This window comes from Amylibacter sp. IMCC11727, assembly GCF_029854195.1.
Taxonomy (GTDB): domain Bacteria; phylum Pseudomonadota; class Alphaproteobacteria; order Rhodobacterales; family Rhodobacteraceae; genus Amylibacter.
In genome coordinates, this window is record NZ_CP122960.1 from 1932748 (window position 1) to 1959316 (window position 26569).

At 53.0% G+C, this 26569-nt stretch carries 23 protein-coding genes; 12 read left to right on the forward strand and 11 right to left on the reverse strand.

The window, feature by feature from the left end; translation table 11 throughout:
* Positions 1-181: 181 nt before the first annotated feature.
* The 5 genes from QBD29_RS09835 to QBD29_RS09855 all read right to left on the reverse strand — a co-directional run bounded on the left by QBD29_RS09835 (position 182) and on the right by QBD29_RS09855 (position 3362).
* A complete protein-coding gene (locus QBD29_RS09835) occupies positions 182-763 on the reverse strand; it encodes a peptidylprolyl isomerase (protein WP_280097915.1) in 582 nt (193 codons plus the stop codon).
* A complete protein-coding gene (locus QBD29_RS09840) occupies positions 763-1272 on the reverse strand; it encodes a peptidylprolyl isomerase (RefSeq protein ID WP_280097916.1) in 510 nt (169 codons plus the stop codon). The genes QBD29_RS09835 and QBD29_RS09840 overlap by 1 nt, the downstream gene beginning before the upstream one ends.
* Before the next feature lie 90 nt (positions 1273-1362).
* Positions 1363-1857: a pantetheine-phosphate adenylyltransferase gene (gene coaD, locus QBD29_RS09845; protein WP_280097917.1), complete on the reverse strand. Its 495-nt coding sequence runs from the start codon at positions 1855-1857 to the stop codon at positions 1363-1365.
* Positions 1858-1949: 92 nt separating this feature from the next.
* Positions 1950-2384 carry a CBS domain-containing protein gene (locus QBD29_RS09850; protein ID WP_280097918.1) on the reverse strand — a complete coding sequence of 145 codons (435 nt, stop codon included), beginning with the start codon at positions 2382-2384 and terminating at the stop codon, positions 1950-1952.
* Between the two features lie 72 nt (positions 2385-2456).
* Entirely contained in the window at positions 2457-3362 is a 906-nt protein-coding gene (locus QBD29_RS09855) for a LysR family transcriptional regulator (protein ID WP_280097919.1), read from the reverse strand.
* 104 nt (positions 3363-3466) lie between these two features.
* Between QBD29_RS09855 and QBD29_RS09860 the strand changes: the two genes are divergently transcribed.
* The 4 genes from QBD29_RS09860 (at position 3467) to mmsB (ending at position 8166) form a co-directional block, all read left to right on the forward strand.
* A complete protein-coding gene (locus QBD29_RS09860; protein ID WP_280100951.1) occupies positions 3467-4966 on the forward strand; it encodes a CoA-acylating methylmalonate-semialdehyde dehydrogenase in 1500 nt (499 codons plus the stop codon).
* 150 nt (positions 4967-5116) lie between these two features.
* Entirely contained in the window at positions 5117-6262 is a 1146-nt protein-coding gene (locus tag QBD29_RS09865) for an acyl-CoA dehydrogenase family protein (RefSeq protein WP_280097920.1), read from the forward strand.
* Complete coding sequence (locus QBD29_RS09870; protein ID WP_347935699.1) at positions 6262-7284, forward strand: 3-hydroxyisobutyryl-CoA hydrolase; 1023 nt, start codon at positions 6262-6264, stop codon at positions 7282-7284. The genes QBD29_RS09865 and QBD29_RS09870 overlap by 1 nt, the downstream gene beginning before the upstream one ends.
* A gap of 9 nt (positions 7285-7293) precedes the next feature.
* Positions 7294-8166 carry a 3-hydroxyisobutyrate dehydrogenase gene (mmsB, locus tag QBD29_RS09875; RefSeq protein WP_280097921.1) on the forward strand — a complete coding sequence of 291 codons (873 nt, stop codon included), beginning with the start codon at positions 7294-7296 and terminating at the stop codon, positions 8164-8166.
* 127 nt (positions 8167-8293) lie between these two features.
* Here mmsB and uvrA read toward each other — a convergent pair whose 3' ends face one another.
* Positions 8294-11152, reverse strand: coding sequence for an excinuclease ABC subunit UvrA (uvrA, locus tag QBD29_RS09880; RefSeq protein WP_280097922.1), 2859 nt, complete (start codon positions 11150-11152; stop codon positions 8294-8296).
* 117 nt (positions 11153-11269) lie between these two features.
* Positions 11270-11854: a lytic transglycosylase domain-containing protein gene (locus QBD29_RS09885; RefSeq protein ID WP_280097923.1), complete on the reverse strand. Its 585-nt coding sequence runs from the start codon at positions 11852-11854 to the stop codon at positions 11270-11272.
* Positions 11855-12037: 183 nt separating this feature from the next.
* On the opposite strand from QBD29_RS09885, the gene ssb reads away from it, so the two are divergent.
* From ssb to gluQRS, 7 genes are all read left to right on the forward strand, one after another.
* On the forward strand, positions 12038-12544 hold the full coding sequence (gene ssb, locus QBD29_RS09890; protein WP_280097924.1) for a single-stranded DNA-binding protein: 507 nt from the start codon (positions 12038-12040) through the stop codon (positions 12542-12544).
* A gap of 51 nt (positions 12545-12595) precedes the next feature.
* Complete coding sequence (locus tag QBD29_RS09895; protein ID WP_280097925.1) at positions 12596-13984, forward strand: hypothetical protein; 1389 nt, start codon at positions 12596-12598, stop codon at positions 13982-13984.
* Positions 13985-14108: 124 nt separating this feature from the next.
* Positions 14109-16886 (forward strand): DNA gyrase subunit A, encoded by a 2778-nt coding sequence (gene gyrA, locus QBD29_RS09900; RefSeq protein ID WP_280097926.1) that lies wholly within the window; start codon positions 14109-14111, stop codon positions 16884-16886.
* A 182-nt stretch (positions 16887-17068) separates the two neighbouring features.
* Complete coding sequence (locus tag QBD29_RS09905; protein ID WP_280097927.1) at positions 17069-17905, forward strand: LysR family transcriptional regulator; 837 nt, start codon at positions 17069-17071, stop codon at positions 17903-17905.
* Positions 17906-18210: 305 nt separating this feature from the next.
* The gene (gene trmFO, locus QBD29_RS09910; protein WP_280097928.1) at positions 18211-19560 is read left to right on the forward strand and encodes a methylenetetrahydrofolate--tRNA-(uracil(54)-C(5))-methyltransferase (FADH(2)-oxidizing) TrmFO; all 1350 of its coding nucleotides are present in this window, start codon (positions 18211-18213) and stop codon (positions 19558-19560) included.
* Between the two features lie 33 nt (positions 19561-19593).
* The gene (locus tag QBD29_RS09915; RefSeq protein ID WP_280097929.1) at positions 19594-20211 is read left to right on the forward strand and encodes a methyltransferase domain-containing protein; all 618 of its coding nucleotides are present in this window, start codon (positions 19594-19596) and stop codon (positions 20209-20211) included.
* Positions 20208-21056 carry a tRNA glutamyl-Q(34) synthetase GluQRS gene (gluQRS, locus tag QBD29_RS09920; protein ID WP_280097930.1) on the forward strand — a complete coding sequence of 283 codons (849 nt, stop codon included), beginning with the start codon at positions 20208-20210 and terminating at the stop codon, positions 21054-21056. Before QBD29_RS09915 ends, gluQRS begins: the two co-directional genes overlap by 4 nt.
* On the opposite strand, the gene hisI is transcribed toward gluQRS, so the two are convergent.
* Positions 21028-21402 (reverse strand): phosphoribosyl-AMP cyclohydrolase, encoded by a 375-nt coding sequence (hisI, locus tag QBD29_RS09925; RefSeq protein ID WP_280097931.1) that lies wholly within the window; start codon positions 21400-21402, stop codon positions 21028-21030. The two genes, gluQRS and hisI, sit on opposite strands and share 29 nt — an antisense overlap.
* Positions 21403-21480: 78 nt before the next feature.
* On the opposite strand from hisI, the gene QBD29_RS09930 reads away from it, so the two are divergent.
* Positions 21481-21927, forward strand: coding sequence for an iron-sulfur cluster assembly scaffold protein (locus tag QBD29_RS09930; protein ID WP_280097932.1), 447 nt, complete (start codon positions 21481-21483; stop codon positions 21925-21927).
* Positions 21928-22115: 188 nt separating this feature from the next.
* Here the strand turns inward: QBD29_RS09930 and QBD29_RS09935 are convergent, their stop codons facing one another.
* The 3 genes from QBD29_RS09935 to ligA form a co-directional block, all read right to left on the reverse strand.
* Complete coding sequence (locus QBD29_RS09935; RefSeq protein WP_280097933.1) at positions 22116-22241, reverse strand: hypothetical protein; 126 nt, start codon at positions 22239-22241, stop codon at positions 22116-22118.
* 99 nt (positions 22242-22340) lie between these two features.
* Positions 22341-24431: an ATP-dependent DNA helicase RecG gene (recG, locus tag QBD29_RS09940; RefSeq protein ID WP_280097935.1), complete on the reverse strand. Its 2091-nt coding sequence runs from the start codon at positions 24429-24431 to the stop codon at positions 22341-22343.
* A complete protein-coding gene (gene ligA, locus QBD29_RS09945; RefSeq protein WP_280097936.1) occupies positions 24428-26554 on the reverse strand; it encodes an NAD-dependent DNA ligase LigA in 2127 nt (708 codons plus the stop codon). Before ligA ends, recG begins: the two co-directional genes overlap by 4 nt.
* Positions 26555-26569 lie beyond the last annotated feature (15 nt).

Here is a 26569-nt window from a genome sequence, read left to right on the forward strand (position 1 = left end):
ATCTTTGGAGATTTTTTGGAATTACTTTTAAATCCCTGATTTCTGGATTTAAATTTAATAAAATTCATTCTCAAATAACAAAAAGACCTTCTCTGCAAAGGGCCATAAACGGACCGACGAAGAAAAATCGCGTTAAAATTTGAGAAAAGTGTAAAGGGCGCAGGACTGACCTGCGCCTTTTTTATTCAGCGATGTCGGACTTCACCTTCACCGATTTCATGTAATCAGGTTTTGCAACGGCGCCGTTTGCGGCTTCGTCGCCTTTTTTGATTGCATCAACCACGTCCTGGCCAGAAGATACTCGGCCAACGACAGTGTATTGGCCGTTCAAAAATGACCCTTCCGCAAACATGATGAAAAACTGAGAGTTTGCGGTGTTTGGCTGTGACGAACGTGCCATGCCGACAACACCCGCGTCATAGTTGATGTCGGAAAATTCGGCTGGCAAATCAGGCAAGGCAGAGCTGCCCGTACCTGCATAACGCAGGTTAAACCCTTCGCGTTTGCCGTGTTCGACATCACCTGTTTGTGCCATGAAGCCAGGGATCACGCGGTGGAATACCACATCATCATACAGACCTTCACGCGCCAAACGTTTGATGCGTTCAACGTGTTGTGGCGCAACATCTGGCAACAATTCGATTTCGATCGTGCCTGTGCTTTCACCTGCAACTTCGATCACCAGCGTGTTTTCAGCATCTGCCGCAAACAGCGGTGCAGCGGCAAAGGCTGCCACTGCAAAAAGGGATGTAAAAAACCGCATTATACGTCTGCCGCCACTTTGACGGAGATCATCATGTCAGGCTCTGCTGGTGGCTCGCCGCGTGTGATGGCATCAACATGTTCCATGCCTTCGATGACTTGGCCATAAACGGTGTATTGGCCGTTCAAGAACGCGTTGTCGTTGAAGTTAATGAAAAACTGAGAGTTCGCGCTGTCTGGATTTTGGCTGCGTGCTGCGCCGATGGACCCGCGTGCGTGTGGAACCTTGGAGAATTCAGCAGGGACATTGCCCAGATCAGAACCGCCCGTGCCTGCCATGCGAATGTTAAAGCTGGAATCGTTTTTGTTGCCGTTGGCCACGTCACCCGTTTGAGCCATGAACCCGTCAATAACGCGGTGGAACACAACACCGTCGTATTTGCCTGCGCGGGCCAATTCTTTCATGCGCTCTACGTGTTTTGGGGCCACATCTGGCAGCAGGTCAATTTTCACATTGCCGTCTTTAAGTTCGATGATGATGCCGTTTTCGGGGTCTTTGAAATCTGCCATTTTGGGCTCCTGTAGTGCAATTTGGCGCACCCTAGTAGATGCGTTAAAGAAGGGAAAGTGCGGTTTCGTCGCGGTGCGAACAATTGCGCGTTATTTGGCGTATTTCGCCTTGAGCGCGGTTGCCACTTCGGCTGGGACGAACTTGGAAATGTCCCCATCGAGGCGGCAAATCTCTTTTACCAGTTTGGATGCAATTGACTGGTATTCAGCGTCTGCCATCAGGAAGACGGTTTCGATATCGTCGTTCATGGCACGGTTCATGCCGACCATTTGATATTCATATTCGAAATCGGCGACAGCGCGCAGGCCACGGATAATCACGGTTGCGCCCACATCTTGGGCACATTGGATCAGCAGGTTTTCAAAGGGGTGTACGACGATTTCAACGCCTAAGTCCTTGGCAATGCCTCCACATGTGCTTTCGACCATGGCGACCCGTTCTTCGAGTGTGAACAAAGGTCCCTTATCGCGGTTAATGGCAACGCCAATGACCAAACGATCCACCAAGGAACAGGCGCGGCGGAAGATATCCAAGTGGCCTTCGGTCACGGGATCGAACGTTCCAGGGTACAGACCAGTGCGCATAATGGGCCTCTTGCTCAGTTTCGTGGCAGATGGATGCGGTGAAGTGTCCGCAATTGCAAGGGAAAATCGGTTTTAACGGTATCGACGTTTCGTCAATGACCCATGATCATGCCTTGGAGGGCTTCTTTTTCCGTGTTGATTTCAGACAGGCGCGCACTGACGATATCGCCGATTGAAACGATGCCAACCATCGTGCTGCCATCCATGACGGGCATATGGCGAAAGCGATTTTCAGTCATGATGCTGAGAACGGACTCTGCGGTTTCGCTGCCCGTTGTGGTGATGATTTTGGCGGTCATGAGATCGCTGACCTGATCAGACATACAGGCCACGCCGCGTTTGCCAAGTTCACGCACGATGTCGCGTTCGGACAGAATGCCCACAACATCCGCGCCTGTGTTTGACACAACCAAGGCGCCGATGCGTTTGGATGACAAAAGATTTGCGGCGTCACTGACGGTGCTGTCTGGCTTGATCGTTGTGATCGGACCAGATGTTTTGCCTGCGAGGATTTGTTTGATGAGCATAAGTGACCTCCTAAAGCCAGTTGCGAGCGCCTGAATTGGTCCTTTCAATGGTGACGAGCCAGCGACAGGCTGTCAAGCGGCGGCTTCGAGGCGTTTGATTTCTTGGCGAATTTTGGTGATCAATTGACCTGCAATGCGATTGAGCCGTTCCACTTTGCGATCATCATGGTGGCGGACCAGATAAAACGACCGCTTTAAGGAGATTTGATCCATCAGGATGCGTTGTAGATCGGGGAATGTTGGGATGGCAAAGTCATGCACAATGCAAACCCCTGCCCCACGGCGCGCCCAGTTCAGTTGGACGGAGAAGCTGTTTGAAGTGAGCGGCGCACGAATGTTTTGGCCAAGTTCGCCCATGTAATCGAGTTCGTCGTCAAAAATCAGGTCGTTGATATAGCCGATCAAGCGGTGACCTTTGAGATCGTCGATGGTTTCGATTTTCGGATGATTGGCAAGGTAATCAGGCGTGGCAGCGAGATGGAGGCTGTAATCGGAGATTTTCTGCACCGACAGCCGCCCTGCGTTTGGGGGTGATACGGTGATGGCCATGTCTGCTTCTTGTTTAGAAAGGTTGAGAACACGGGGTAAGGCCACGATCTGAATGTCGAGAGACGGGTTTTCATCGCAAAGTTCCGCGCAGACTTGGGGCAGAAGGTAATTCGCGGACCCATCAGGCGCGCCGATGCGGATAGAGCCAGAGAGTTGGTCTGCTTGGTTCTGCACCTCTCCTTGGGCGGAGCGCACGGCGCGGTTCATGCCCTCTACATGATCGAGCAGCCGTGTGCCCGCGTCGGTAAGTGCGTAGCCTTGGGGAGATTTGACGAATAGGCGGGCGTTCATATCTTCTTCGAGCCGCGTAATGCGACGGGACAGTGTAGCGGGGTCCATGCGCAAGGTTTTGGCAGCAGCGGTAAGGCTTGCAGCCTCTGCCACGTGAAAAAAGACGCGCAGGTCGTCCCAGCGGAGGTTTTCTGACATGATTTCTCCTTGCAAAAATGCAAAATGAATTTGCTCTATTGAGGCTTTTGGGTGGAAAAATGCAAGACTATACTGGCGTGGACATTCAACAGGAGATTCTGACGATGGAAACGATTGGACATTATATCGGTGGCGCACATGTTGCCGGCACATCTGGGCGCACAGCGGATGTATTCAACCCAGCCACGGGTGAAGTACAGGCCAAAGTGGCGCTGGCCAACGAAGCGGAGATGGCAAAAGCGGTTGAGATTGCGCAAGCAGCGCAGCCAGCATGGGCCGCAAAAAACCCGCAAGTGCGCGCACGCGTGATGATGAAGATGGTGTCCCTGTTGCACCGCGATATGGACAAACTGGCCGAGGCGCTGAGCCGTGAGCATGGCAAAACCCTGCCAGATGCCAAGGGCGATGTGATCCGTGGTTTGGAAGTGGTGGAATACTGTATCGGTGCGCCACAACTGTTGAAGGGTGAATTCACCGATGGCGCTGGCCCCGGGATTGATATGTATTCCATGAAACAGGCGCTTGGTGTGACGGCAGGGATTACGCCGTTTAACTTTCCTGCGATGATCCCGATGTGGATGTTTGCGCCCGCGATTGTGTGTGGCAATGCGTTTATCCTGAAACCAAGCGAGCGCGATCCGTCCGTGCCAATGATGTTGGCCGAACTGATGGAAGAAGCAGGCTGTCCTCCTGGCATTATTCAGGTGGTGAATGGTGACAAAGAAGCCGTGGATGCGATCCTTGACCACGAGGTTATTCAATCCGTTGGTTTTGTCGGCTCTACCCCGATTGCCGAATACATCTATGGTCGTGGCTGTTCCAACGGCAAGCGCGTGCAGTGTTTTGGCGGTGCAAAGAACCACATGATTATCATGCCAGATGCGGATATGGATCAGGCAGCGGATGCGCTGATCGGTGCGGGTTTTGGGGCTGCTGGTGAACGCTGTATGGCCATTTCTGTGGCGGTTCCTGTGGGTGATGAAACTGCGGATCGCTTGATTGAAAAGCTGACACCGCGTGTCGAGGCGTTGAAAATTGGGCCATACACATCAGGTGACGATGTGGATTTCGGACCCGTTGTAACCGCAGCGGCCAAGCAAAACATTCTTGGACTGGTGGAAACCGGTGTAAAAGATGGTGCGAACCTTGTGGTTGATGGGCGTGATTTTTCACTCCAAGGCTATGAGGATGGGTTCTTTGTGGGGGCATGTTTGTTCGACAATGTGACAACCGATATGGATATCTACAAGAAAGAGATTTTCGGCCCTGTTCTGTCCACTGTGCGCGCGCAGTCTTATGAAGAAGCCATCGGCATGGCGATGGATCATGAGTACGGCAACGGCACGGCGATCTTTACCCGTGATGGGGATACGGCGCGTGATTTCGCGAACCGTATCAACGTGGGCATGGTTGGTGTGAACGTGCCGATCCCAGTTCCATTGGCGTATCACACGTTTGGCGGTTGGAAAAAATCAGCCTTTGGCGATTTGAACCAACATGGGCCAGATGCGTTTAAGTTCTATACACGCACGAAAACAGTGACATCCCGTTGGCCGTCTGGGACGAAAGAAGGGGCGGATTTCTCTATCCCGACGATGGAGTGAATCTGGCTTTGTGAATTGAAAGGCCGCGCTTGGAAACAAGCGTGGCCTTTTGAGTATTTGAAGAACAAAGAAACGGGTTTCGGGGTTGCAAAACTGTTGTAACAATCGAAATTTAACACATGTTCAATTCCATCCCCGAGGAGAGGTTTCATGGACTTTGCACTGACAGAGGAACAGCAAGCGATTTTCGATATGGCCTATGCGTTTGGCCAAGAAAAGATCGCGCCATTTGCAATGGAGTGGGAGCGTGCTGGAACAATCCCGAAAGAGCTGTGGTCTGAGGTTGGTGAACTGGGTTTTGGTGGATTGTACGTATCTGAAGAGGCTGGCGGCGCGGGTCTGTCGCGTCTTGATGCAACGTTAGTATTTGAAGCCTTGGCGATGGCCTGCCCGTCTGTTGGATCGTTTCTTTCGATCCACAATATGGTCGGCGGGATGATTGATAAGTTTGGATCCCCAGAGAGCAAGGCCAAATGGCTGCCTGATCTGGTGTCGCTGAACAAAGTGTTTTCCTATTGTTTGACAGAGCCTGGCAGCGGGTCGGATGCGTCTGCTTTGCGCACGAAGGCCGATCGCACGAACGAGGGTTATGTTCTGAACGGGACCAAGGCGTTTATTTCGGGCGGCGGATATTCGGATGCCTATGTGGTGATGGTGCGCACGGGTGAAGATGGGCCGAAGGGGATTTCGACAGTCGTGGTTGAAGATGGAGCAGTTGGCCTGTCTTATGGTGCGCTGGAAGACAAGATGGGGTGGCGTTCGCAACCCACAGCGCAGGTGCAATTTGATGATTGTAAGGTGGCGGCCGAAAACCTGATTGGCGAAGAAGGCCGCGGCTTTTCCTATGCTATGGCGGGATTGGATGGCGGACGATTAAACATTTCCGCAGGGGCATTGGGTGGTGCGCAAACGGCGTTGACCACTGCGTTGAATTACATGGGTGAGCGCAAGGCGTTCGGGAAAACCATTGATCAATTTCAGGCTTTACAATTTAAAGTCGCGGATATGGAGATTGAATTGCAAGCGGCGCGGGTGTTCTTGCGCCAAGCGGCATGGAAGCTCGACACAGGGGCGCCTGATGCGTCGAAATATTGTGCGATGGCCAAACGGTTTGTGACAGATGTTTCGTTCAATGTGGCCAATGATGCGCTGCAACTGCACGGGGGCTATGGCTATTTGGCGGATTATGGGGTTGAGAAGATTGTCCGCGATCTTCGAGTGCATCAAATCCTAGAAGGTACAAACGAAATTATGCGCCTGATTACAGCGCGGCATTTGTTGGCAGAGCGCAGCTGATGGATGTCCATATTCGCACAAAAGGCCATGCGGGGCGGATCACATTGCATCGGCCAAAGGCGCTGAATGCGCTGACCTATCAGATGTGTTTGGATATCGAAGCTGCGCTCGATACGTGGCGCGATGATGATGCGGTCAAGCTGGTGGTGATCGATGCCGAAGGGGACAAGGCGTTTTGTGCAGGAGGGGATATTCAGGACCTGTATGATACGGCTGTTGCAGGTGATTTCGCCTATGGGCAGAGGTTTTGGCGCGATGAATATCGGCTGAACCAAAAGATTTTCAATTACCCCAAACCCTATGTTGCGTTGATGCAAGGATTTGTCATGGGCGGTGGCGTTGGGGTGTCATGCCACGGATCGCACCGTGTGGTCTGTGACACGAGCCAGATTGCGATGCCAGAATGCGGTATTGGGCTGATCCCTGATGTTGGTGGGTCGCTGATGTTGGCCCGTGCGCCGGGGCGACTGGGTGAATATTTGGGCACAACGGGCGCGCGAATGGATGCGGGTAATGCGATTTATGCAGGGTTTGCGGATTGTTATGTGCCAAAGGATGATTGGTCCACGCTATTGCGCGCTCTGGAGCAAACGGGGGATGTTGGTGTAATAGACGCCCATACGCGCCCTGCCCCAACGGCATCTTTTTCGACACTGCAGGTGGATATTGATCGTCATTTTGCAAGCACGGATATGAACGATGTGATGGCGTCGTTGGGTGAGGATGAAACCGAATTTGCGGCGTCTGCCATAAAATTATTGCGTAAAAAAAGCCCACTGTCGGCCGCAGCCACGCCAACCCTGATTGAAAGAGTGCGTGCAGCAGATACGATTGAGGCGGCGCTGTCAGAGGAATATAAATTCACATATCGTGCAGCGCAGCATGGGGATTTCATCGAAGGCATCAAAGCCACCATCATTGATCGCAGCCACACGCCGAAATGGCGCTTTGCAACTTTGGCTGATGTGGGTCAAAGTGATGTGGAGACGATGCTTGCCCCGTTGGGCGATGCGGCACTTTAGGAGATGAGCATGAAAATCGGATTTATCGGGTTGGGCAATATGGGCGCGCCTATGGCGGCTAATCTGGCGGCTGCGGGCCATACTGTGACGGGGTTTGATCTGGTTGCAGATACCCCTGAAGGTGTGGCAAAGGCTGATACCGTTATTGCTGCGGCGGCGGGCCAAGATGCGGTGATTACGATGCTGCCAAATGGCGAGATTTTGCAATCCGTTGCAGGGGATATCGTTGCAGAAATGACCAAAGGCGCTGCCTTTATTGATTGTTCCACGGTTGATGTAGAAAGCGCACGGGTTGTGGCCGAAGCGGCGACAGCCCTTGGCCTGCACGCGGTTGATGCCCCCGTTTCTGGTGGGATAGGCGGTGCGGCGGCGGGAACCCTAACGTTTATGGCAGGTGGATCGGAAGAGGCGTTTGCCTTGGCAGAGCCGTTGTTTGACATCATGGGCCAAAAGGCGGTGCATTGTGGGGACAGTGGCGCGGGGCAAGCGGCCAAAATCTGTAACAATATGATCCTAGGGATCACGATGCTGGGCACATGCGAAGCATTTGCTTTGGCAGATAAACTTGGGCTTGATCGGCAAAAAATGTTTGATGTGGTCAGCACGTCATCTGGGTATTCCTGGTCTATGAATGCCTATTGCCCTGCCCCAGGTGTGGGTCCTGAGTCCCCTGCGGATAACAATTACAAACCTGGATTTGCGGCGGAATTGATGCTGAAAGATTTGCGCCTGAGCCAGCAAGCGGCGGTGTCAGCCAATGCGGACACGCCGATGGGTCAACATGCGACGGATTTGTATGCCACGTTCGTTGAGGAGGAAGATGGCGAAGGAAAAGATTTCTCCGCCATGCTGCCGCGGCTTGAAGGACGAGGCCGAGGTTAACGAATAATTTTGAAGAGTGGAAACGCCTGTGACCGTCCACTTTTTGTTTTCCAAATATCCTCGCCGCAGGCGGACCGTTTGAACCTGTGGTTCAAACTTTTGCGGCGTGGGCGAAAGCCCACTCCGATTATTCGGCGGCTACGGATTTTGCACCGAGCATGTCCTTTAGATACCGCCCCGTGTGGCTGAGCGTGCTTTGCGCCACCTCTTCGGGTGTGCCTGTGGCCACGATCTCGCCGCCGCCATCGCCGCCTTCTGGGCCGATGTCGATGATGTGGTCTGCGGTTTTGATGACATCCAAATTATGTTCAATAACCAACACAGAATTGCCCTGATCGACCAATTCATGCAGTACTTCTAGCAGTTTTCGAACATCTTCGAAATGTAGGCCCGTTGTTGGTTCATCCAAGATGTAAAGTGTTCGTCCTGTGGATCGTTTGCTGAGTTCTTTGGACAATTTCACGCGCTGTGCTTCGCCACCTGATAGAGTTGTGGCTTGCTGACCCACCTTGATATAGCCAAGGCCAACGCGCAAAAGCGCGGTCATTTTATCGCGGATCGAAGGAACGGCTTGAAAGAATTGTTCGGCATCTTCGACGGTCATATCAAGTACGTCTGCGATGGATTTGCCTTTGAACAGCACTTCGAGTGTTTCGCGGTTGTAGCGTTTGCCATCACAGCTTTCGCAGGTGACATACACATCGGGCAGGAAGTGCATTTCGATTTTGATGACGCCGTCCCCTTGGCACGCCTCGCAACGGCCGCCCTTAACGTTGAAAGAGAACCGACCGGGTTTATAGCCGCGTGCTTTTGCTTCGGGCAGGCCCGCAAACCAATCGCGGATTGGTGTGAAGGCCCCAGTGTACGTGGCTGGGTTGGATCGAGGGGTGCGCCCGATGGGGCGTTGATCAATGTCGATGACTTTGTCGAGGTATTGCAGCCCTTTGATCGTGTCACAGGGTGCGGGTGTCTGTTTGGCTCCGTTCAAACGCATCGAGGCGGTTTTGAACAAGGTTTCGATTGTCAGAGTGGATTTCCCGCCCCCTGATACACCCGTGATGCAGCAAAATGTGCCGAGTGGATATTCTGCTGTCACGTTTTTCAGGTTGTTGCCAGTGGCCCCTTCAACGACAATGCTTTTGCCGTTGCCTGTGCGCCGTTCCGCCGGGATTTCAATTTTTCGTTTGCCCGTAAGGTACTGTCCCGTAATGGATTTTTTGTTTTTGGCAATTTGAGCGGGCGTACCTTTGCCAATGATTTCGCCACCGTGAACCCCTGCACCTGGGCCGATGTCGAGCACATAGTCTGCTTCACGAATGGCTTCTTCGTCGTGTTCAACAACGATGACGGTGTTGCCCTGATCGCGTAGGTTTTTCAGCGTGGTCAAAAGGCGATCATTGTCGCGTTGATGGAGACCGATGGAGGGCTCATCAAGCACATATAAAACCCCCGTCAGTCCAGAGCCGATTTGGCTCGCCAAGCGGATGCGTTGGCTTTCCCCACCTGAGAGCGTGCCAGAATTGCGCGACAGGGTGAGGTAATTCAGGCCTACGTTTACGAGGAACCCGAGGCGTTCGCGGATTTCTTTAAGAATGGCGCGGGCAATTTCGTTTTTTTGGTCGCTAAGCTCTGATGGGATTTGGTCGGCCCACTCAAGTGCTTCGGCGATGGACATTTCTACCACTTGGCCAACGTGCTGTCCGCCCATTTTAACGGCTAATGCTTCGGGGCGCAGACGATAGCCATCACAAACGCCGCAATGGCGGTTGTTTTGATAGCGTTCAAATTCTTCGCGAATCCAGTTGCTGTCCGTTTCGCGATAACGACGTTCCATGTTGGGGATGATCCCTTCAAAGGCGCGGGATACTTCGTAAACGCGGCCACCTTCGTCATAGCGGAATTTGATTTCTTCATCATGCGAGCCGTGCAGCATCACCTGTTGCACGTGTTTGGGCAGATCGCGCCATGCGGCGTCTTTGTCAAATTCATAGTGTTTGGCGATGGCTTCGATGGTTTGGCGGAAATATGGGGATTTCCCTTTGGCCCACGGTGCGAGCGCGCCGTTGTACAAGCTTATGGTTGGATCGGGCACGACAAGGCGTTCATCAAAGAACAGCTCAACGCCAAGGCCATCACATTCAGGACAGGCCCCAAAGGGTGCGTTGAACGAGAACAAGCGCGGTTCAATTTCGGGAATGGTGAACCCCGAAACAGGACAGGCGAAGTTTTCAGAGAATGTGATACGTTCGGGATCGCCTTCTTTGGGGGCCGTTTCCAGAATGGCGATACCATCAGCGAGATCGAGGGCGGTGCGCAAACTGTCAGCGAGACGGGTTTCAAGACCTTCCTTCACCACCAAGCGATCTACGACCACATCAATGTTATGGCGGAATTTCTTATCGAGCGTGGGAGGTTCGTCCAATTCATAGAACTCACCGTTTACTTTCACCCGTTGAAAGCCAGATTTTTTCAGCTCGGCAAATTCTTTGCGGTATTCGCCTTTTCGGTCACGCACAATCGGGGCAAGTAGGTATGCCCGCGTGCCGTCTTCCATGGTCATGATACGATCAACCATTTCAGAGACTTGCTGTGCTTCGATTGGTAGCCCTGTCGCAGGGGAATACGGTGTGCCAACGCGGGCGAACAACAGCCGCATGTAATCGTAAATCTCGGTCACTGTGCCCACAGTGGAACGGGGGTTTTTCGATGTGGTTTTCTGTTCAATCGAAATGGCAGGTGACAGGCCAGAAATGTGATCCACATCTGGTTTTTGCATCATATCAAGGAATTGGCGGGCATAGGCGGAAAGGGATTCAACGTATCGGCGCTGGCCTTCGGCGTAAATTGTATCAAACGCCAAAGACGATTTACCTGAGCCTGACAGCCCTGTGATCACCACCAACTGATCCCGCGGGATGTTCACGTCCACGGATTTCAAATTATGCTCGCGTGCGCCGCGAATTTCGATGTTTTTTAGCTCAGCCATTACTCTGCCCCCAAGACATGCCTTTACCTAGGACATCGTGGTGGGATTGCCAATGGAAAATTGAGAACATTCAGCGAACGTATGTGCTTCCTGACATCTACCGTCAGGAAGGGCGCGTTATTTGCCCAGAATCTTTTTCACATAGTTGCGGGTTTCTTTGTAAGGCGGCACGCCGTTGTGTTTTTCAACGGCCCCTGGCCCCGCGTTATAAGCGGCCAGCGCCAAACGCCAGCTGCGGAATTTATTGTACTGTTGTTTGAGATACCGCGCCCCACCTTCGAGGTTTTGGCGTGGGTCATGAGGGTTTACACCCAATGCCTTGGCGGTGAACGGCATCAATTGCGCAAGGCCAATGGCGCCAGCGTGGCTTTTGGCGCGTGGGTTCCAATTGCTTTCTTGTTGAACCAGACGGTTAAACAAATCCACGGGAATACCGTATTTACGGGCCGCAGCCTCGGCCATTGGTTTGTATACGCCTTTGTAATTGCCAGTGTAGCGTGGGATGATATCCAAACGGTTGGTATTGGTTGGCAACAGACGGCTGGAGCTGGAGTATTGTTTGGACAGGCGTTTATCAATCAGGCTCGAATGCGCATTGGAAATACGTTTGCGCGATTTCGAGGATTTGATGATATCTGCTGACGTCGCGATGGGCCCGCCCATCACGGCCAACGCCGTCATTACTGCAATCGTTTTACGCACGCTGAAAGCCTTTACCGAAACCCTGCTGAAGGAGCCTTACCTAATTTTTTCTGACTTGGCTAGCAATTGTGACAGGATGTGGCGTTGTTAACGGTTTCTTGAGCGGTTGCAGGCCAAACAGATCGTGGTTAACAACGTTGAAACGGTTCAACAGCAGAGAATCGACATTAGGGAGGCGCGCCAATGGCCGGTAGTTTGAATAAAGTAATGATCATCGGAAATCTGGGGCGTGACCCAGAGGTGCGTTCGTTTCAGAATGGCGGCAAGGTCTGTAACCTGACCGTTGCCACATCTGAACGCTGGCGTGATAAAAACACAGGTGAAAACCGCGAAAAGACGGAATGGCACCGCGTTGCGATTTTTTCTGAAGGTTTGGTGCGCGTCTGCGAGCAATATCTGCGTAAAGGCTCCAAAGTCTTTATCGAAGGCCAATTGCAAACACGCAAGTGGCAGGACCAAAGCGGCAACGACCGGTATTCCACAGAGGTGGTGATCCAAGGGTATAACGGCACTTTGACCATGCTGGATGGCCGCGATGGTGGCGGTGGCGGCTATGGCGGCGGCGACAGCGGTGGTGGCTATGACCAAGGGGGCGGTTACGGCAGTGGCGGCAGCTTTGGCGGCGGATCACAGGGCGGCCCACAAGGGGGTGGCGGCAGCTCTGATCTTGATGACGAAATCCCGTTCTAAACAAATTTAAAGGGGCACGCTGCGGCGTGCCTTTTTCATTGTGGGGGCGCAATGACCTGTTTTCTTATGGAAAACCCGCGCGCGGTGTTTATCCACATTCCCAAAACGGCAGGTACGTCGGTGCAGGCTATGTGGGGCACACACCCTGTGCGGCGCTGTTTTGGCCATATCCCCACAGACTGGATGGATGCACCCAAGTTTTCGATTGTACGGGACCCGAAAGCGCGGTTTCTGTCCGCCGTGCGCATGTTCAAGTATGGGTCAACGGGGCGCACAGGCACGGGTGAAAAACCCCGAATGCCCAAGCTTACAATTGATCAGGCGCTTGATATTGCACAGGATGCACGGATTGCGTTTGATCGCACGCAGCGGTTTCATAAAGCCAATTTGAAACATCATCTGTTGCCCCAAACGCACCCGTTTAATTGCCTGCATTTGGCGGATCACATTTTCCGCCAAGAGACCCTGAGCCGTGATTTAGCGGCGCTCGATCTGCCTGGATTGAAGCCATTGCCGCACTTGCGGTTGTCTACTGAGGAAAGTGCGGATTTACAGCTGTCGGAGCGCCAACTTTCACGGCTGGAATGGATTTTCGCAAAGGATTACAAACAGTTGGGGTATGCGCTGGATGGCAAAGTGGTGAGCGACGTGTCGCTGAAACCGCCGACAGCACCTGACATTTGGTCCAAGTGGCCTGCGTTTTTTTCCGATGAAACGATTAGGGTGGATCGAGCGGATGACGCCCTGCCCGCCCCTGACGTGGATTTGGAGCCATTCGAACAGGATGTGATTCTGGGAGTGCCAAAATCCACATGGCCTGGACGGTCTGCCAATCTGGTAGATCATTTTCAAAAGTTGATGCCAGAATTTGTTGGGCAAACACGCTTGGCGCATTTGGCGGCCTGTTGCATCGTGGTTATTCGACGAAAAGGCGACACAGGCACGGCGTTACCGTTGTTTCGGCGCATCATAAACGATCACACGGATGTTGTGTTGTCGGACATGAGCAGCCGTTGGTTAACGTCTGTGTCGGACACGTTGGCAGATTGGGGCGACAGTGATGTGCAAAAGGCGCTGGGGCTGTGTGGGTCGATGTTGTCAAATTCGGTGAAATTAGCCGAAACAGAACGGATGATTTATGCCATTCCCCGCCCTTGGCCGCCTGCTGCGCGACATGGACGCAATGGGACGATGTATGACGGTGTGATTTCATTTTGGCAGGAAAACGGCGATATGATCGACAATCAGCTGGATCGCGTGGCCAATAGTTTGGAATTGGATACGCTTGGGGGGAAAGTGTTGATCGAAATCACCTGTCGCATTTTGCAAAACGACACGTTTTTTCGGCGTATGTCTGCCCTGGCAGGAGAGCCGCAAGTGCCGCTGGTTTCGCCAAAAGCGCGCGAGCGATTGCAGCGTATCGCGCACAAATGGTTGTAACGGATTTTGATCGTCAGAAAGCGCAGAAAAACCCACGTTTTTGACGCGCTCACAGTTGTTCTGCCCTGCTGTTTGGGATAAGGTTATCCACAACATATAGTGTACAACGACAAGGCAGAGCAGCGTGAGCGACGAGACAGAAGACCAGCCAGACGTGCCCGCAGACCGCCCCGTATTTGACGGGCCATCCATCAGCATCGAAGAGGAGATGAAATCATCCTACCTCGACTATGCGATGTCGGTGATTGTTAGCCGTGCGATCCCTGATTTGCGTGACGGATTGAAGCCTGTTCACCGCCGTATTTTGTATGCGATGAATGAGGGGGGCTACACCCACGACAAAGCCTATCGGAAGGCTGCGAAGTCTGTTGGCGATGTGATGGGCAGCTATCACCCGCATGGGGACAGCGCGATTTACGACAGTTTGGTGCGTATGGCGCAGGATTTCTCCATGTCGCTGATGCTGATTGATGGTCAGGGGAATTTCGGTTCCATGGACGGGGACAACCCTGCGGCCATGCGATACACCGAGGCCCGTTTGGCGAAGTCTGCGCAGTCTTTGTTGGCAGATTTGGACAAAGACACGGTTGATTTCCAAGACAACTATGACGGTAAAGAACGTGAGCCCACTGTTCTGCCTGCAAAATACCCCAATATGCTGGTGAATGGCGCGGGTGGTATCGCGGTTGGTATGGCCACAAACATTCCGCCTCACAATTTGGGCGAAGTGATTGATGCAACCCATGCGTTGATCGAAAATCCCGATCTGTCCTCTGAGGATTTGATGGAATACATCCCTGCCCCAGATTTCCCAACGGGCGGTGTGATCCTTGGGCGGTCTGGAGCGAAGAAAGCCTATGTCGAAGGGCGTGGCTCGGTCATTATGCGGGCCAAAACGCGGATTGAGGAAATCCGTAAGGATCGTTTTGCGATTATTCTGGAAGAAATCCCGTATCAGGTGAACAAAGCCACGATGATCGAAAAGATCGCGGAATTGTCCCGCGATAAAAAGATTGAGGGCATTGCCCATGTTCAGGACGAATCTGATCGTGTTGGCGTGCGGGTGGTTGTGGAATTGAAACGGGATGCGACGCCAGAAGTGGTGTTGAACCAGCTTTACCGCTTTACCCAGATGCAAACATCCTTTGGCTGTAACATGCTGGCGTTGAATGGCGGGCGGCCAGAACAGCTGACGCTGCGCGATTTCTTGACCTATTTCTTGTCTTTCCGCGAAGAAGTTGTGGCACGCCGTACTGCATTTGAATTGCGTAAAGCACGCGAGCGCAGCCATGTGCTGTGTGGTTTGGCCGTGGCAGTGTCCAATGTGGATGAGATCGTTGCCACCATTCGTGCATCTGCGGATCCAGCAGAGGCCCGTGAAAAGTTGATGACGCGGCGCTGGCCGGCGGCTGATATTGCTGAGTATATCAAGCTGATCGATGATCCGAGCCATACAATGAACGACGATGGGACCTATAACCTGTCCGAAGTTCAAGCCCGTGCGATCCTTGATTTGCGGTTGCAGCGTTTGACGGCCATGGGCGTTAAGGAAGTGACGGATGAGTTGCAATCCTTGGCTGCGAAAATCACGGATTATCTGGATATTTTGCGGTCCCGCACGCGGATCATGGAAATCATCAGCAACGAGCTGACAGAAGTGCGCGAACAGTTTGCTGTGCCACGGCGCACGGAAATTGTGGAACACGTTGAAGGGTTTGAAGACGAAGACCTGATCGAGCGCGAAGATATGGTGGTGACCATCACCAACTCTGGCTACATCAAACGCACGCCTTTGGATGAGTTCCGCTCGCAAAAACGGGGTGGCAAAGGCCTGCAAGGCATGTCCACCAAAGACGAGGATTTCGTCACGACCCTGTTTGTGGCCAATACCCATACGCCGCTGCTGTTCTTCACCACCGATGGGATGGTTTATAAGCTGAAAACGTGGCGTTTGCCTCCAGGTGGGCGCACAGCCCGCGGCAAGGCGATTGTGAACATTCTGCCGATCCCATCTGGTGTGTCCATCGCGGCCATTATGCCCGTGGATCGGGACGAGGATGAGTGGGACGAGTTGCAGGTGATTTTCGCCACGAGCGCGGGCACAGTGCGCCGTAACCGCTTGTCCGATTTCGCCAATGTGATGCGCAACGGTAAGATCGCGATGAAATTCGAAGATGATCACGCGAACACCCGTTTGATCAATGCGCGCATTTGTTCCGAAGACGACGATATCATGTTGGTCACGGATTCTGGCCGTGCGATCCGCTTTAAATCCACCGATGTGCGTGTGTTTAACTCGCGTGCGTCTGTTGGGGTGCGTGGCATCCTGCTTAAGGGGGAATCTGAAGTCGTTTCCATGTCTGTCATTCGCCATTTTGAGGCAACACCTGATGAACGGGCGGCGTATTTGAAAATGCGCCGATTGATGGCTGGTGTGGCCGATGATGCAGAGGTCGAAGAGGATGAAGAAGGCAACGCGGATGCGGCGATTTCGCAAGAGCGCTATGCCGAAATGTCCGCGGCGGAGAACTTGTTGCTAACCATTACGGTGGATGGCGCTGGGAAACTGTCGTCGAGCCATGATTACCCATTACGCGGACGTGGCGGCCAAGGTGTGATGGCCATGGACAGCAAAATGCGGGGTGGTTCGATTATTTCGTCCTTCCCAGTTGAATTGGGTGATCAGATCATGCTGGCCACCTCCACGGGGCAATCCATCCGTGTTCCTGTTGAGGGCATTTCGTTCCGATCCCGCAGTGCGGGCGGTGTTCGTGTGTTCAACACTGGCAAAGACGAGAAAGTTGTTTCCGTCGCTTACATCGCCGAACAAGGGGATGAAGACGGTGATGGGGATACATCCTCTGGTGAAGTAGCCCCTGAAAGCTCGCCATCTGCGGAATAAATTGGCTACCTTGCGTTGAATAAACGTGAAGTATTCGTAAATAAATGAAAGAAGACGCGTAATACTTGCGCGTCTTCTTGACGTTGTGATGCCAGCCCCCTAGCACAGTGCTACGATCTTTGTGTTTGCGCGACCCAAGCGCGCAGATGCAGCCTCCCTCATTCTTTTAGATCGGTGTGTGCATGGACAATTGGGATGATCTTCGGTTTGTGATCGCTCTGGCGCGGTATGGCTCCATGGCCAATGCTGCACGTCATTTGCGCACTAATACAGCCACTGTCTCGCGCCGCATCAAGCGCCTGAATGAAAGCGCGCATACGGCGTTGTTTCAAAAAGGTGCGACGGAATGGGAACTGACAGCTGAGGGACGTCGGCTTTATGAGATGGCCGCGAGTTTTGGTGAGGAGCTCGACACGTTTCATTCTGCTACGCATGAGAGTGATCTTTCATTTCAAACGGTGCGTGTGACTGGGCTTGAGTTTTTGAACGACCGAATCTTGTCCAACACTATTGATGTGTTTCATGCCAATCATCCCAACATCACGCTTGAACTTTCGGCTACGGATCGAAATGTAAGTTTGGCCTATGGGGAAGCGGATATTGCGTTGCGGTTGTCTCGTCCCAACGAAGGGCGGTTGATGACACGGCGGATCGCGAATGTGAATATGGGGGCTTTCGCGCGTGCAGGCCAGCACAGTTCCGATTGGATCGGCTTACCCTATGAGTTGGATTGGACACCAGAGATGAAGTTTGGTGCGTCTTTCTTTGGACGGCCGCCTGCGTTTCGCATGTCCTCTTTTTCAAGCATTCTGAACGGAATGGAGCGTACTGGATTGTCTGGCATCGCCCCGCACTTTATGGCCGCGCCGTTTCAAAAATTGGAAATGCTGCACGCGCCAAAAGATGCTTGTGTGCGGGAGGTTTGGATGTTGGTTCATGAAACACGCAAGGCAGATGCGGGTGTGCGCCATACGTGCAAGTGGATTGAAGAGTCTGTGGCAAAAGCATTGAATTCGTAGGTAAGCTTTTGGTTTACTGGCTACTTATTCTATTTTAGAAATTCAATGAAATACACTAAATCAATAGTTTAACGGCCTATGGTTTTGCGTTTTTGCAAAGTCACCTTTGCATTTTAGTTGCTTTACCATTTTGTCCAATTCGCGTTCATTACAGATGGTATCAAGGCCTGCTACCCATCTTTGGCCTTGTGCAGTCCCTAGGACTCGTACCAGTCCTCACTGCGAACCCCTACCGCAGTGAGGACACCTAAACCCCCACACATTTGCACCTTTTCAAACGGCTCGGCCTGCCCTACATCCGTGCCATGAGCAAACCTATTCATATCATTGGCGGCGGCATGGCCGGTTCCGAGGCGGCATGGCAACTCGCATCTGCGGGACAGCCTGTTGTTATTCATGAAATGCGCCCGAACGTGGGAACATTTGCCCACCAAACAGACAATCTGGCCGAGTTGGTGTGTTCGAATTCGTTTCGTTCTGACGACCACGAAGCGAATGCTGTTGGCCTGCTGCATTGGGAAATGCGTGCCGCGGGCAGCTTGATCATGGAATTGGCAGAGGCCCATAAATTGCCTGCAGGGGGTGCGTTGGCGGTGGATCGCGATCCATTCGCAGAGGCGGTTACGAAACGGTTGTTAGACCACCCAATGGTCAGCCTTGAGCGGGGTGAAATCACGGGCATGCCCCCCAAAGACTGGGGCCAGACCATTGTTGCTACGGGGCCGTTGACCTCGACCGCGCTGGCTCAAGCCATTTTGGATGAAACAGGCGAAGGGGCGCTGGCGTTTTTTGATGCAATTGCGCCAATCGTTTATGCAGACAGTATTGATATGTCCAAAGCGTGGTTCCAATCCCGTTACGACAAAGGCGATACAGAAGAAGAGCGCACCGCGTATTTGAACTGTCCCATGGACAAAGACACGTATGAAGCGTTTATCGACGCGCTTTTAGAGTCTGGCAAAACAGAATTCAAAGACTGGGAAAAAGACACGCCTTACTTTGATGGTTGCTTACCGATTGAAGTTATGGCGGAACGGGGCCGCGAAACACTGCGCTTTGGTCCGATGAAACCTGTTGGCCTAACCAATCCGCATAACCCAGATGAACGGCCCTATGCAGTGGTGCAATTGCGCCGTGATAACGCGCTTGGCACGCTTTACAATATCGTCGGGTTTCAAACCAAAATGAAATACGGTGAACAGGCCGAAGCCTTTGCGCTGATCCCAGGGTTGGAAAATGCGCGGTTTGCCCGTTTGGGCGGCATTCATCGCAATACGTTTATCAATTCTCCGCTTCTGCTGGATCATCAAATGCGTTTGAAGGCACGGCCAGATGTACGGTTTGCAGGGCAGATTTCAGGGGTTGAAGGCTATGTCGAGAGTGCGGCCATGGGAATTTTAGCGGGGCGATTTGCACTGGCCGAAGCCCAAGGGCGCGATGTAGCAGAAGTGCCGCAAACCACGGCTATGGGAGCATTGGTGACGCATATTACGGGTGGTGCAGAGGCGAAGACGTTCCAGCCAATGAATGTGAATTTTGGCCTGTTCCCGCTGGTTGAAGGGGTCAAAGGCGGGCGGCGCAATCGCAAGGATCGCTACAAAGCCTATACCGACCGTGCCAAGGCAGATTGGCAAGATTGGTTGCGCGAGAATTGATGGCTGTTTAGTGTTTTGGTGAAGGGAAATGCCATGACCAAACACAACAACCATTTGGATCGCGCCTATCAGCTGGACACGCCTGATGAAACGCGGGATTTTTATGCGGATTGGGCGGCGACCTATGACGCAGAGATAGCTGAAAATGGCTATGCGACTCCTGCCCGTTGCGCAGCGGCACTTGCGCAGTTTTGTGACTCAGATGCTCTGATACTGGACACTGGATGTGGCACGGGTTTGTCGGGCGTTTCGCTGGTTCAGGCGGGGTTTTCAAATATCGACGGGTTCGACATCACCGACGAAATGCTGGATATCGCCCGTTCGCGTGGGATTTATCGCAATATTTGGTTGGCCCAAGCAGGTGCGCCCATCGATATGTCACGTGGCCCTTATGATGCGATTGCCGCGATTGGTGTGATCGGGAATGGTGCGGCACCGCTTTCGTTTTTTCATGACATTGTGAACAGCATGCCAACTGGAGCGCATTTTGTGTTTTCTTTTAATGATCACACGCTTGAAGACCCAACGTTTGAAGCAGCGGTTGATGATTTGGTGGCGGCGGGTGCGCATGAATTGCTGTTTAAAGAATATGGGCCGCATTTTCCGAAACGGAACATGAATTCGAATGTTTACGTGATTGTGCGATTGTGACCATTGAACGGTTTGCCCCATCGCCCACAGGGCTTTTGCATCTGGGACATGCGTTTTCGGCGTTGACCGCGTTTGAAGCGGCGCAAGAGGCCAAAGGGCGTTTTTTGTTGCGGATCGAAGACATAGACGGGCCACGGTGCAAACCCGAATATGTCGATGCAATTTATGACGATTTGCGATGGCTGGGGATCCGTTGGGACACGCCTGTTTTGCATCAATTAGATAGATTGGAACGGTATCAGGAGGCCGTAGATCAGCTTACACAGATGGGGCTGACCTATCCCTGTTCTTGTACACGCAAAGATATCGCTGTGGCATTGTCTGCACCCCAAGAAGGGGACGATGCGGCGATGGGACCTGATGGGGTGATTTACCCCGGAACCTGTCGCCATCGGATTTCTGGCGGGGAAAATGACGCGATCCGTTTGGACATGCGCAAAGCGGTGAAGTTTTTGGGGACTTCAGACGTCAAATACCGCGAAATTGGCGAGGATGCTGGTCCTAAATCATTCGATACTGCGTTTCTGGTTAAGCATTGTGGCGACATTGTTCTGGCGCGCAAAGACATTGGCACGTCTTATCATATTGCCGTGGTGGTGGATGACGCATTTCAAGAGGTTACCCATGTGACGCGCGGCTTGGACATGGCACCTGCCACGCCGATCCATGTGCTGCTGCAAAGGTTGTTTGGCTATGCAACGCCAACCTATCGACACCACCGATTGATCCGTGATGACACGGGTAAACGTTTGGCAAAACGACATGATGCGCTGGCCATATCGGCCCTACGCCAAGCGGGTTGGAGTGTGGCGGATGTTAAGGCTGCGGTTGGTTCATCGGCTTAAGTAATTCCACCTCTTCACCGTCCAAAACGCTGGTATAAAAACAATTTCTGCGGTTTGTGTGGCATGCTGCCCCTGTTTGATCCACCAGCACAAGAATGCAGTCGCGGTCACAATCAATGCGCATGTCGATCAAACGTTGGGTGTGGCCGGAAGTTTTTCCTTTGACCCAAAACTCTGATCTGGACCGAGACCAATACGTCACCTGCCCTGTTTCCAGCGTCATGGCTACGGCTTGGGCGTTCATCCATGCGAGCATGAGAACTTCGCCTGTGTCGTGTTGCTGGGCGATGGCGGGCAAAAGGCCAGCATCGTTAAATTTCAGACTGGTTGGATCAAATTTTGTCATGATGCGCGGGTTCCTCTTTCCAAGGACTGTTTGGAAGCCTAGTTAATGGGGTAAGCGAGAAAACGAAAGGGCTGCGTAATGGCTGACGCATCCGATATGATTAAACTCTATTCCAACCAGATTTTGGCTCTGGCGGCGCATATCCCCCACAGTGAACGGCTCGATACGCCAGACCGATCAGAGATGAAACGTTCCCCGTTGTGTGGGTCAACGGTTACGGTCGATGTGGCGGTGAAAGACGGTGTTGTTTCTGATTTTGGACAGGACGTTAAGGCCTGTGCATTGGGGCAAGCGGCGGCCAGTGTTTTGGGCGCATCGGTGATTGGGCAATCCCTTGAATCCATCCGAACAGGGCGTGATCAATTGGCGGCTATGTTAAAATCGGATGGCCCTGCCCCAGATGCGCCCTTTGATAGGTTGAAGGTTTTAGAGCCAGCCAAAGCCTATAAAAACCGTCATGCGTCCATTTTGTTGGCGTTTGATGCCACGGTGGCCGCATTGGATTCCCTGGACGAAACTGCATAAAAAAACGCCGCAACCCAGTTTGGGTGCGGCGCAAAGTAAGCGGTTGGTTGCAAGCAGTTGAAACGAGGCAACGTTTCGGCCGTAAGGGGACGGCGGGGTATCATCAGGGACGAGGCAACATCCAGATACCGCAGGGTTTCAAACGAGACTAAGAAACCCTGAAGCGGCTTGCGAACCGCGGACGAAACTTAGAGGGACGTAACAGGCAGGTGCAAAACGACCAGCATCATCACAAAAATTGCGGAAACACCGGCAAGGTCCTCAAGGACGTTTAGGGCGTTGTTGCTCAGGATTTGGATCATTTGGCGGATCATTTTGGACCTCAATGTTGTTTTGTTCTCGTCAGTTCCTGTAATGTTCTATATTTGTTTACCATTTTCAAGAATAAAATGAGAACATTTGCGAACTTTCTGCTAACCCACTGAAATAAAACGAATAGCTTTGTCCTGTTCCATCAAATAAAGCAGCGTTCGTGCCGCATTTCCGCGGTCTGATTGCAGATTTGGATCCGTTGAGAGCAATAGTCGAGCGTCATCTTGCGCAATTTTCATCAAATCGCTTTGGGTTTCTAAATCGGCAATTTGAAAGCGTGGTAGGCCTGATTGTGCCACGCCTAAAACATCGCCAGATCCACGAATTTTCAGATCCTCTTCGGCGATCTTAAATCCATCATCCGTGTCGCGCATGGTTTTCAAACGCCGTTCAGCGGTTTGGCCAAGGGTTCCGTACATCAGGAGGCAGGTTGATGCCTCTGATCCGCGCCCGACCCTGCCGCGCAACTGGTGGAGCTGGGCCAGGCCGAAACTTTCGGCCTGTTCGATGACCATGATGGAGGCGCTTGGGACATTCACGCCAACTTCGATCACTGTGGTTGCGACAAGAACCTTGGTACGCCCTTCGATGAAGTCTTTCATGGCGGCGTCTTTATCGGCTGGGGGCAATTGCCCGTGGACCATGCCCACGTTTTCTTCGCCTAAGGCCACGCGTAACATCCGATATCGGTCTTCTGTGGCGGCCCAGTCTTTGACTTCGCTTTCGCCCACCAAAGGGCAGACCCAATAGGCCTGTCGCCCCTCGGCAATGGCTGTTTTCAGGCGGGAAATCACCTGTTCCAAACGGCTTTGGGAGACTAGGACTGTTTCAATGGGTTTGCGCCCTGCGGGTTTTTCATCCAGCACAGAAACATCCATATCGCCATAATTTGCCAGCTCTAACGAGCGCGGGATTGGGGTGGCGGTCATCACCAGAATATCAACGGCGCGGCCTTTTTCCCCAAGGTCAAGCCGTTGGCGCACGCCAAATCGGTGTTGTTCGTCGATTACCGCAAGGCGCAAGTCTTGGAACTGCACATCAGCCTGAAACACCGCATGAGTGCCCACTAGAATTTGAATTTTTCCATCGGCCAAGGCGGCCAATTTGGCGCGTCGTTCGGCCCCTTTGTCGCGCCCTGTCAGGATTTCGAGCACAACGCCCGCCTCTGCCGCAAGTGGTTGCAATCCTTCAAGATGTTGCTGCGCTAGAATGCTGGTTGGGGCCATCATGACCCCCTGCCCGCCTGCTTCTACGGCGGCGAGCAGCGCGATCAATGCAACCAGTGTTTTGCCGGAACCCACATCCCCTTGCAGCAAGCGGTTCATGCGGCGTGGGCGGGCCATATCGGCTGTGATTTCTTCAAACGCGCGCAGTTGTGCGCCTGTGGCGGTATAGGGAAGTGCCGCCAATACTTTGTTGCGCAGATGCCCGTTGCCTTCGGTAATGACGCCCTTTTTCTTGCGTTGGGAATTGCGGGCTAAGGCGAGCGTCAGTTGGTGGGCCAGTAATTCGTCATAGGCCAAACGCGCCCGTGCAGGGGCGGCGGGGTGCAGATCGCTGATTTTTTCAGGGCTGTGCGCGCTGATAACGGCCTGTTTCCACGCGGGCCATTCGTGTTTTTTAATCAGGCTTGGTTCGATCCATTCGGCCAAATCAGGCACGCGGGTCAGCGCGCTTAGGCTTGCCTTGCCGATCTGTTTTTGTGTGACCCCTTGTGTGAGCGGATAAAGGGGTTCGTTTTGCGGGATTTGGTCCGCAGCAAAGCCGGGTTTCAGAATGTAATCCGGGTGAACCATCTGCGCGATGCCGTCAAACAGCTCTACTTTGCCAGACACCACACGTTTTTGACCCGTTGGCAGCTGATCACGCAGCCAATCGGCCCGCGCATGGAAAAACACAAGCTGAAAACTGGTGCGTTCGTCTTGTACCGTAACACGGTAAGGCCGCCCTTTGATCGCGTTGGGTTTGTGCATCCCAACCGTGACTTCGACGGTTGCAACGGCGGGGGCTTCGACGTCCAGAACGCTCGCGGTGATTTGGCGATTGATTAGGCCGTGCGGCAATGTGAAGATCAAATCTCGGGGCCGCGTAATACCCATTTTGGCGTAGTTTTGTGCGGTTTTGGGGCCGATCCCGTCCAGAACTGGCAAATCTGCGAACAAGGGGAACAGGATTTCGGGGCGCGCTGTCATGTTTCGATCAGTACCAGCCAATCATCTTCGCTGATGATTTTCACCCCGAGGGATTGCGCTTTTTTCGCCTTACTGCCCGCACCTGGTCCCGCAACCAAAAGGTCCGTTTTGCCGGAAACAGAGCCTGACACTTTGGCTCCCAATGCCTCGGCACGAGATTTGGCCTCTGCACGGGTCATTTTTTCAAGGGTTCCTGTAAAGACAACGGTTTTGCCCGCCACATCACTGCCAGATGTGTCTGGCGCGACCACATCTTGGACATCGAGTTCCGCGATAAGCCGTTCAATCGCTTTGCGTGTGCTGTCAGTGTGAAAGGCGTCGACCAATGCGCCAGCCATAACGCTGCCCACGCCATCAATGTCGTTTAGATCGTCCCAAGCGGGGCCAGATTTGTCTTTTGCGGCGGTCATTGCGTCAAAGAAATTGGTCCAGCTGGAATAATGGCGTGCCAGCAGTGCGCCGCTGGTTTCCCCGACATGGCGAATACCAAGGGCGAAAATCAAACGGTTTAGCGCAATTGTGCGTTTTTCATTGATCGCGGAAAACAGATTGTCCACCGATGTATCGCCAAACCCGTTGCGGTTTTTCAATTTGGCCAATGGGTTGGCGGCGTCACGCGCCTGTAACGTGAAAATATCGGCCGGTTCTTTGATCGGAAGATCCACGTCAGCAAAGAACATTTCGATCTGTTTTGCACCTAAGCCGTCGATGTCGAATGCAGACCGCGACACAAAATGTTTTAGCTTTTCAACCGCTTGTGCGGGGCAGATCAACCCGCCAGAGCAATAGGCAACGCTGTCTCCTTCTTCGCGTACTACGTCAGAGCCGCATTCGGGACAGGTTTTAGGAAAGGTGTAAGGCACGCTTGTGGCGGCGCGTTTTGTGATGTCGACATCGCGCACTTTGGGGATTACATCGCCAGCGCGGTAGATTTCCACCCAATCCCCTTCGCGCAGATCGCGACCTTCGCGGATTGGGGCGCCTTTGCTGTCAACGCCTGCGATATAATCTGCGTTGTGCAGTGTAGCGTTTGACACAACCACGCCGCCTACGGTGACGGGTTTTAGGCGGGCAACAGGGGACATAGCCCCAGTGCGGCCCACCTGAATTTCGATGGATTCGAGCGTGGTATAGGCCAATTCTGCAGGGAATTTATGGGCGATGGCCCAACGCGGCGTGGTCGCGCGAAACCCAAGGCGCGATTGCAGAGTCAGGTCGTCCACTTTGTAAACGACACCGTCAATGTCATAGCCCAGCGTGGCACGCTGGGATTCAATCTCTTGGTAGTGGGCCAGCATGGAAGACACCGTTTCATGGCGGCGTGTCAGCGGATTGGTGGAAAACCCAAATGATTTTAGCCGCTCAATCGCGTCAAATTGTGTTTCGGCGAGCGGTTCTGACAGCTCTCCCCACGCGTAGGCAAAGAACAGCAGCGGGCGTTCTTTGGTGATTTCAGGGTTGATTTGGCGCAATGATCCTGCGGCGGCGTTGCGCGGGTTGGCGAATGTTTTACCGCCCTTTGCCTCTTGAGCCGCGTTCAGTGCGTCAAAATCAGCGTGGCTCATGTAGACTTCGCCGCGCACCTCGACCACGGCAGGTGCGTCTTTGATGTGGTGGGGTACATCGCTGATGGTGCGTGCGTTTAGGGTGACGTTTTCGCCTGTTTGTCCATCACCGCGCGTGGCAGCTTGAACCAAAGTGCCGTTTTCATAGCGCAAAGCCAGAGACAGGCCATCAATTTTGGGTTCTGCCGTAAAGGCCACGGAATCGGTGTTGCGTAAGCCGAGATATTTGCGAATGCGGGCGGCAAATTCGGTGACATCTTCATCGGTAAAAGCGTTTCCCAAAGACAACATGCGCACACTGTGTTCGACCTTGGAAAAAGCAGAAGAAATGGGCGCACCCACTTTCAATGAGGGGCTGTCATCGCGTTTGAGATCGGGAAAGAGCGCTTCGATTTCGGCGTTTCGCCGTTTTAGATCGTCATATTCGGCGTCGCTCAGTTTGGGCGCATCATGGGTGTGATAATCCGTGTTTGCCGCATTCAAAATCTCTGCAAGGCGCGCCAGTTCTGCAATGGCTTCTACCTTGTCCAGTTCCGACGGTTTGCGCTGCGCCAACATAGGTTTGTTCCCGTA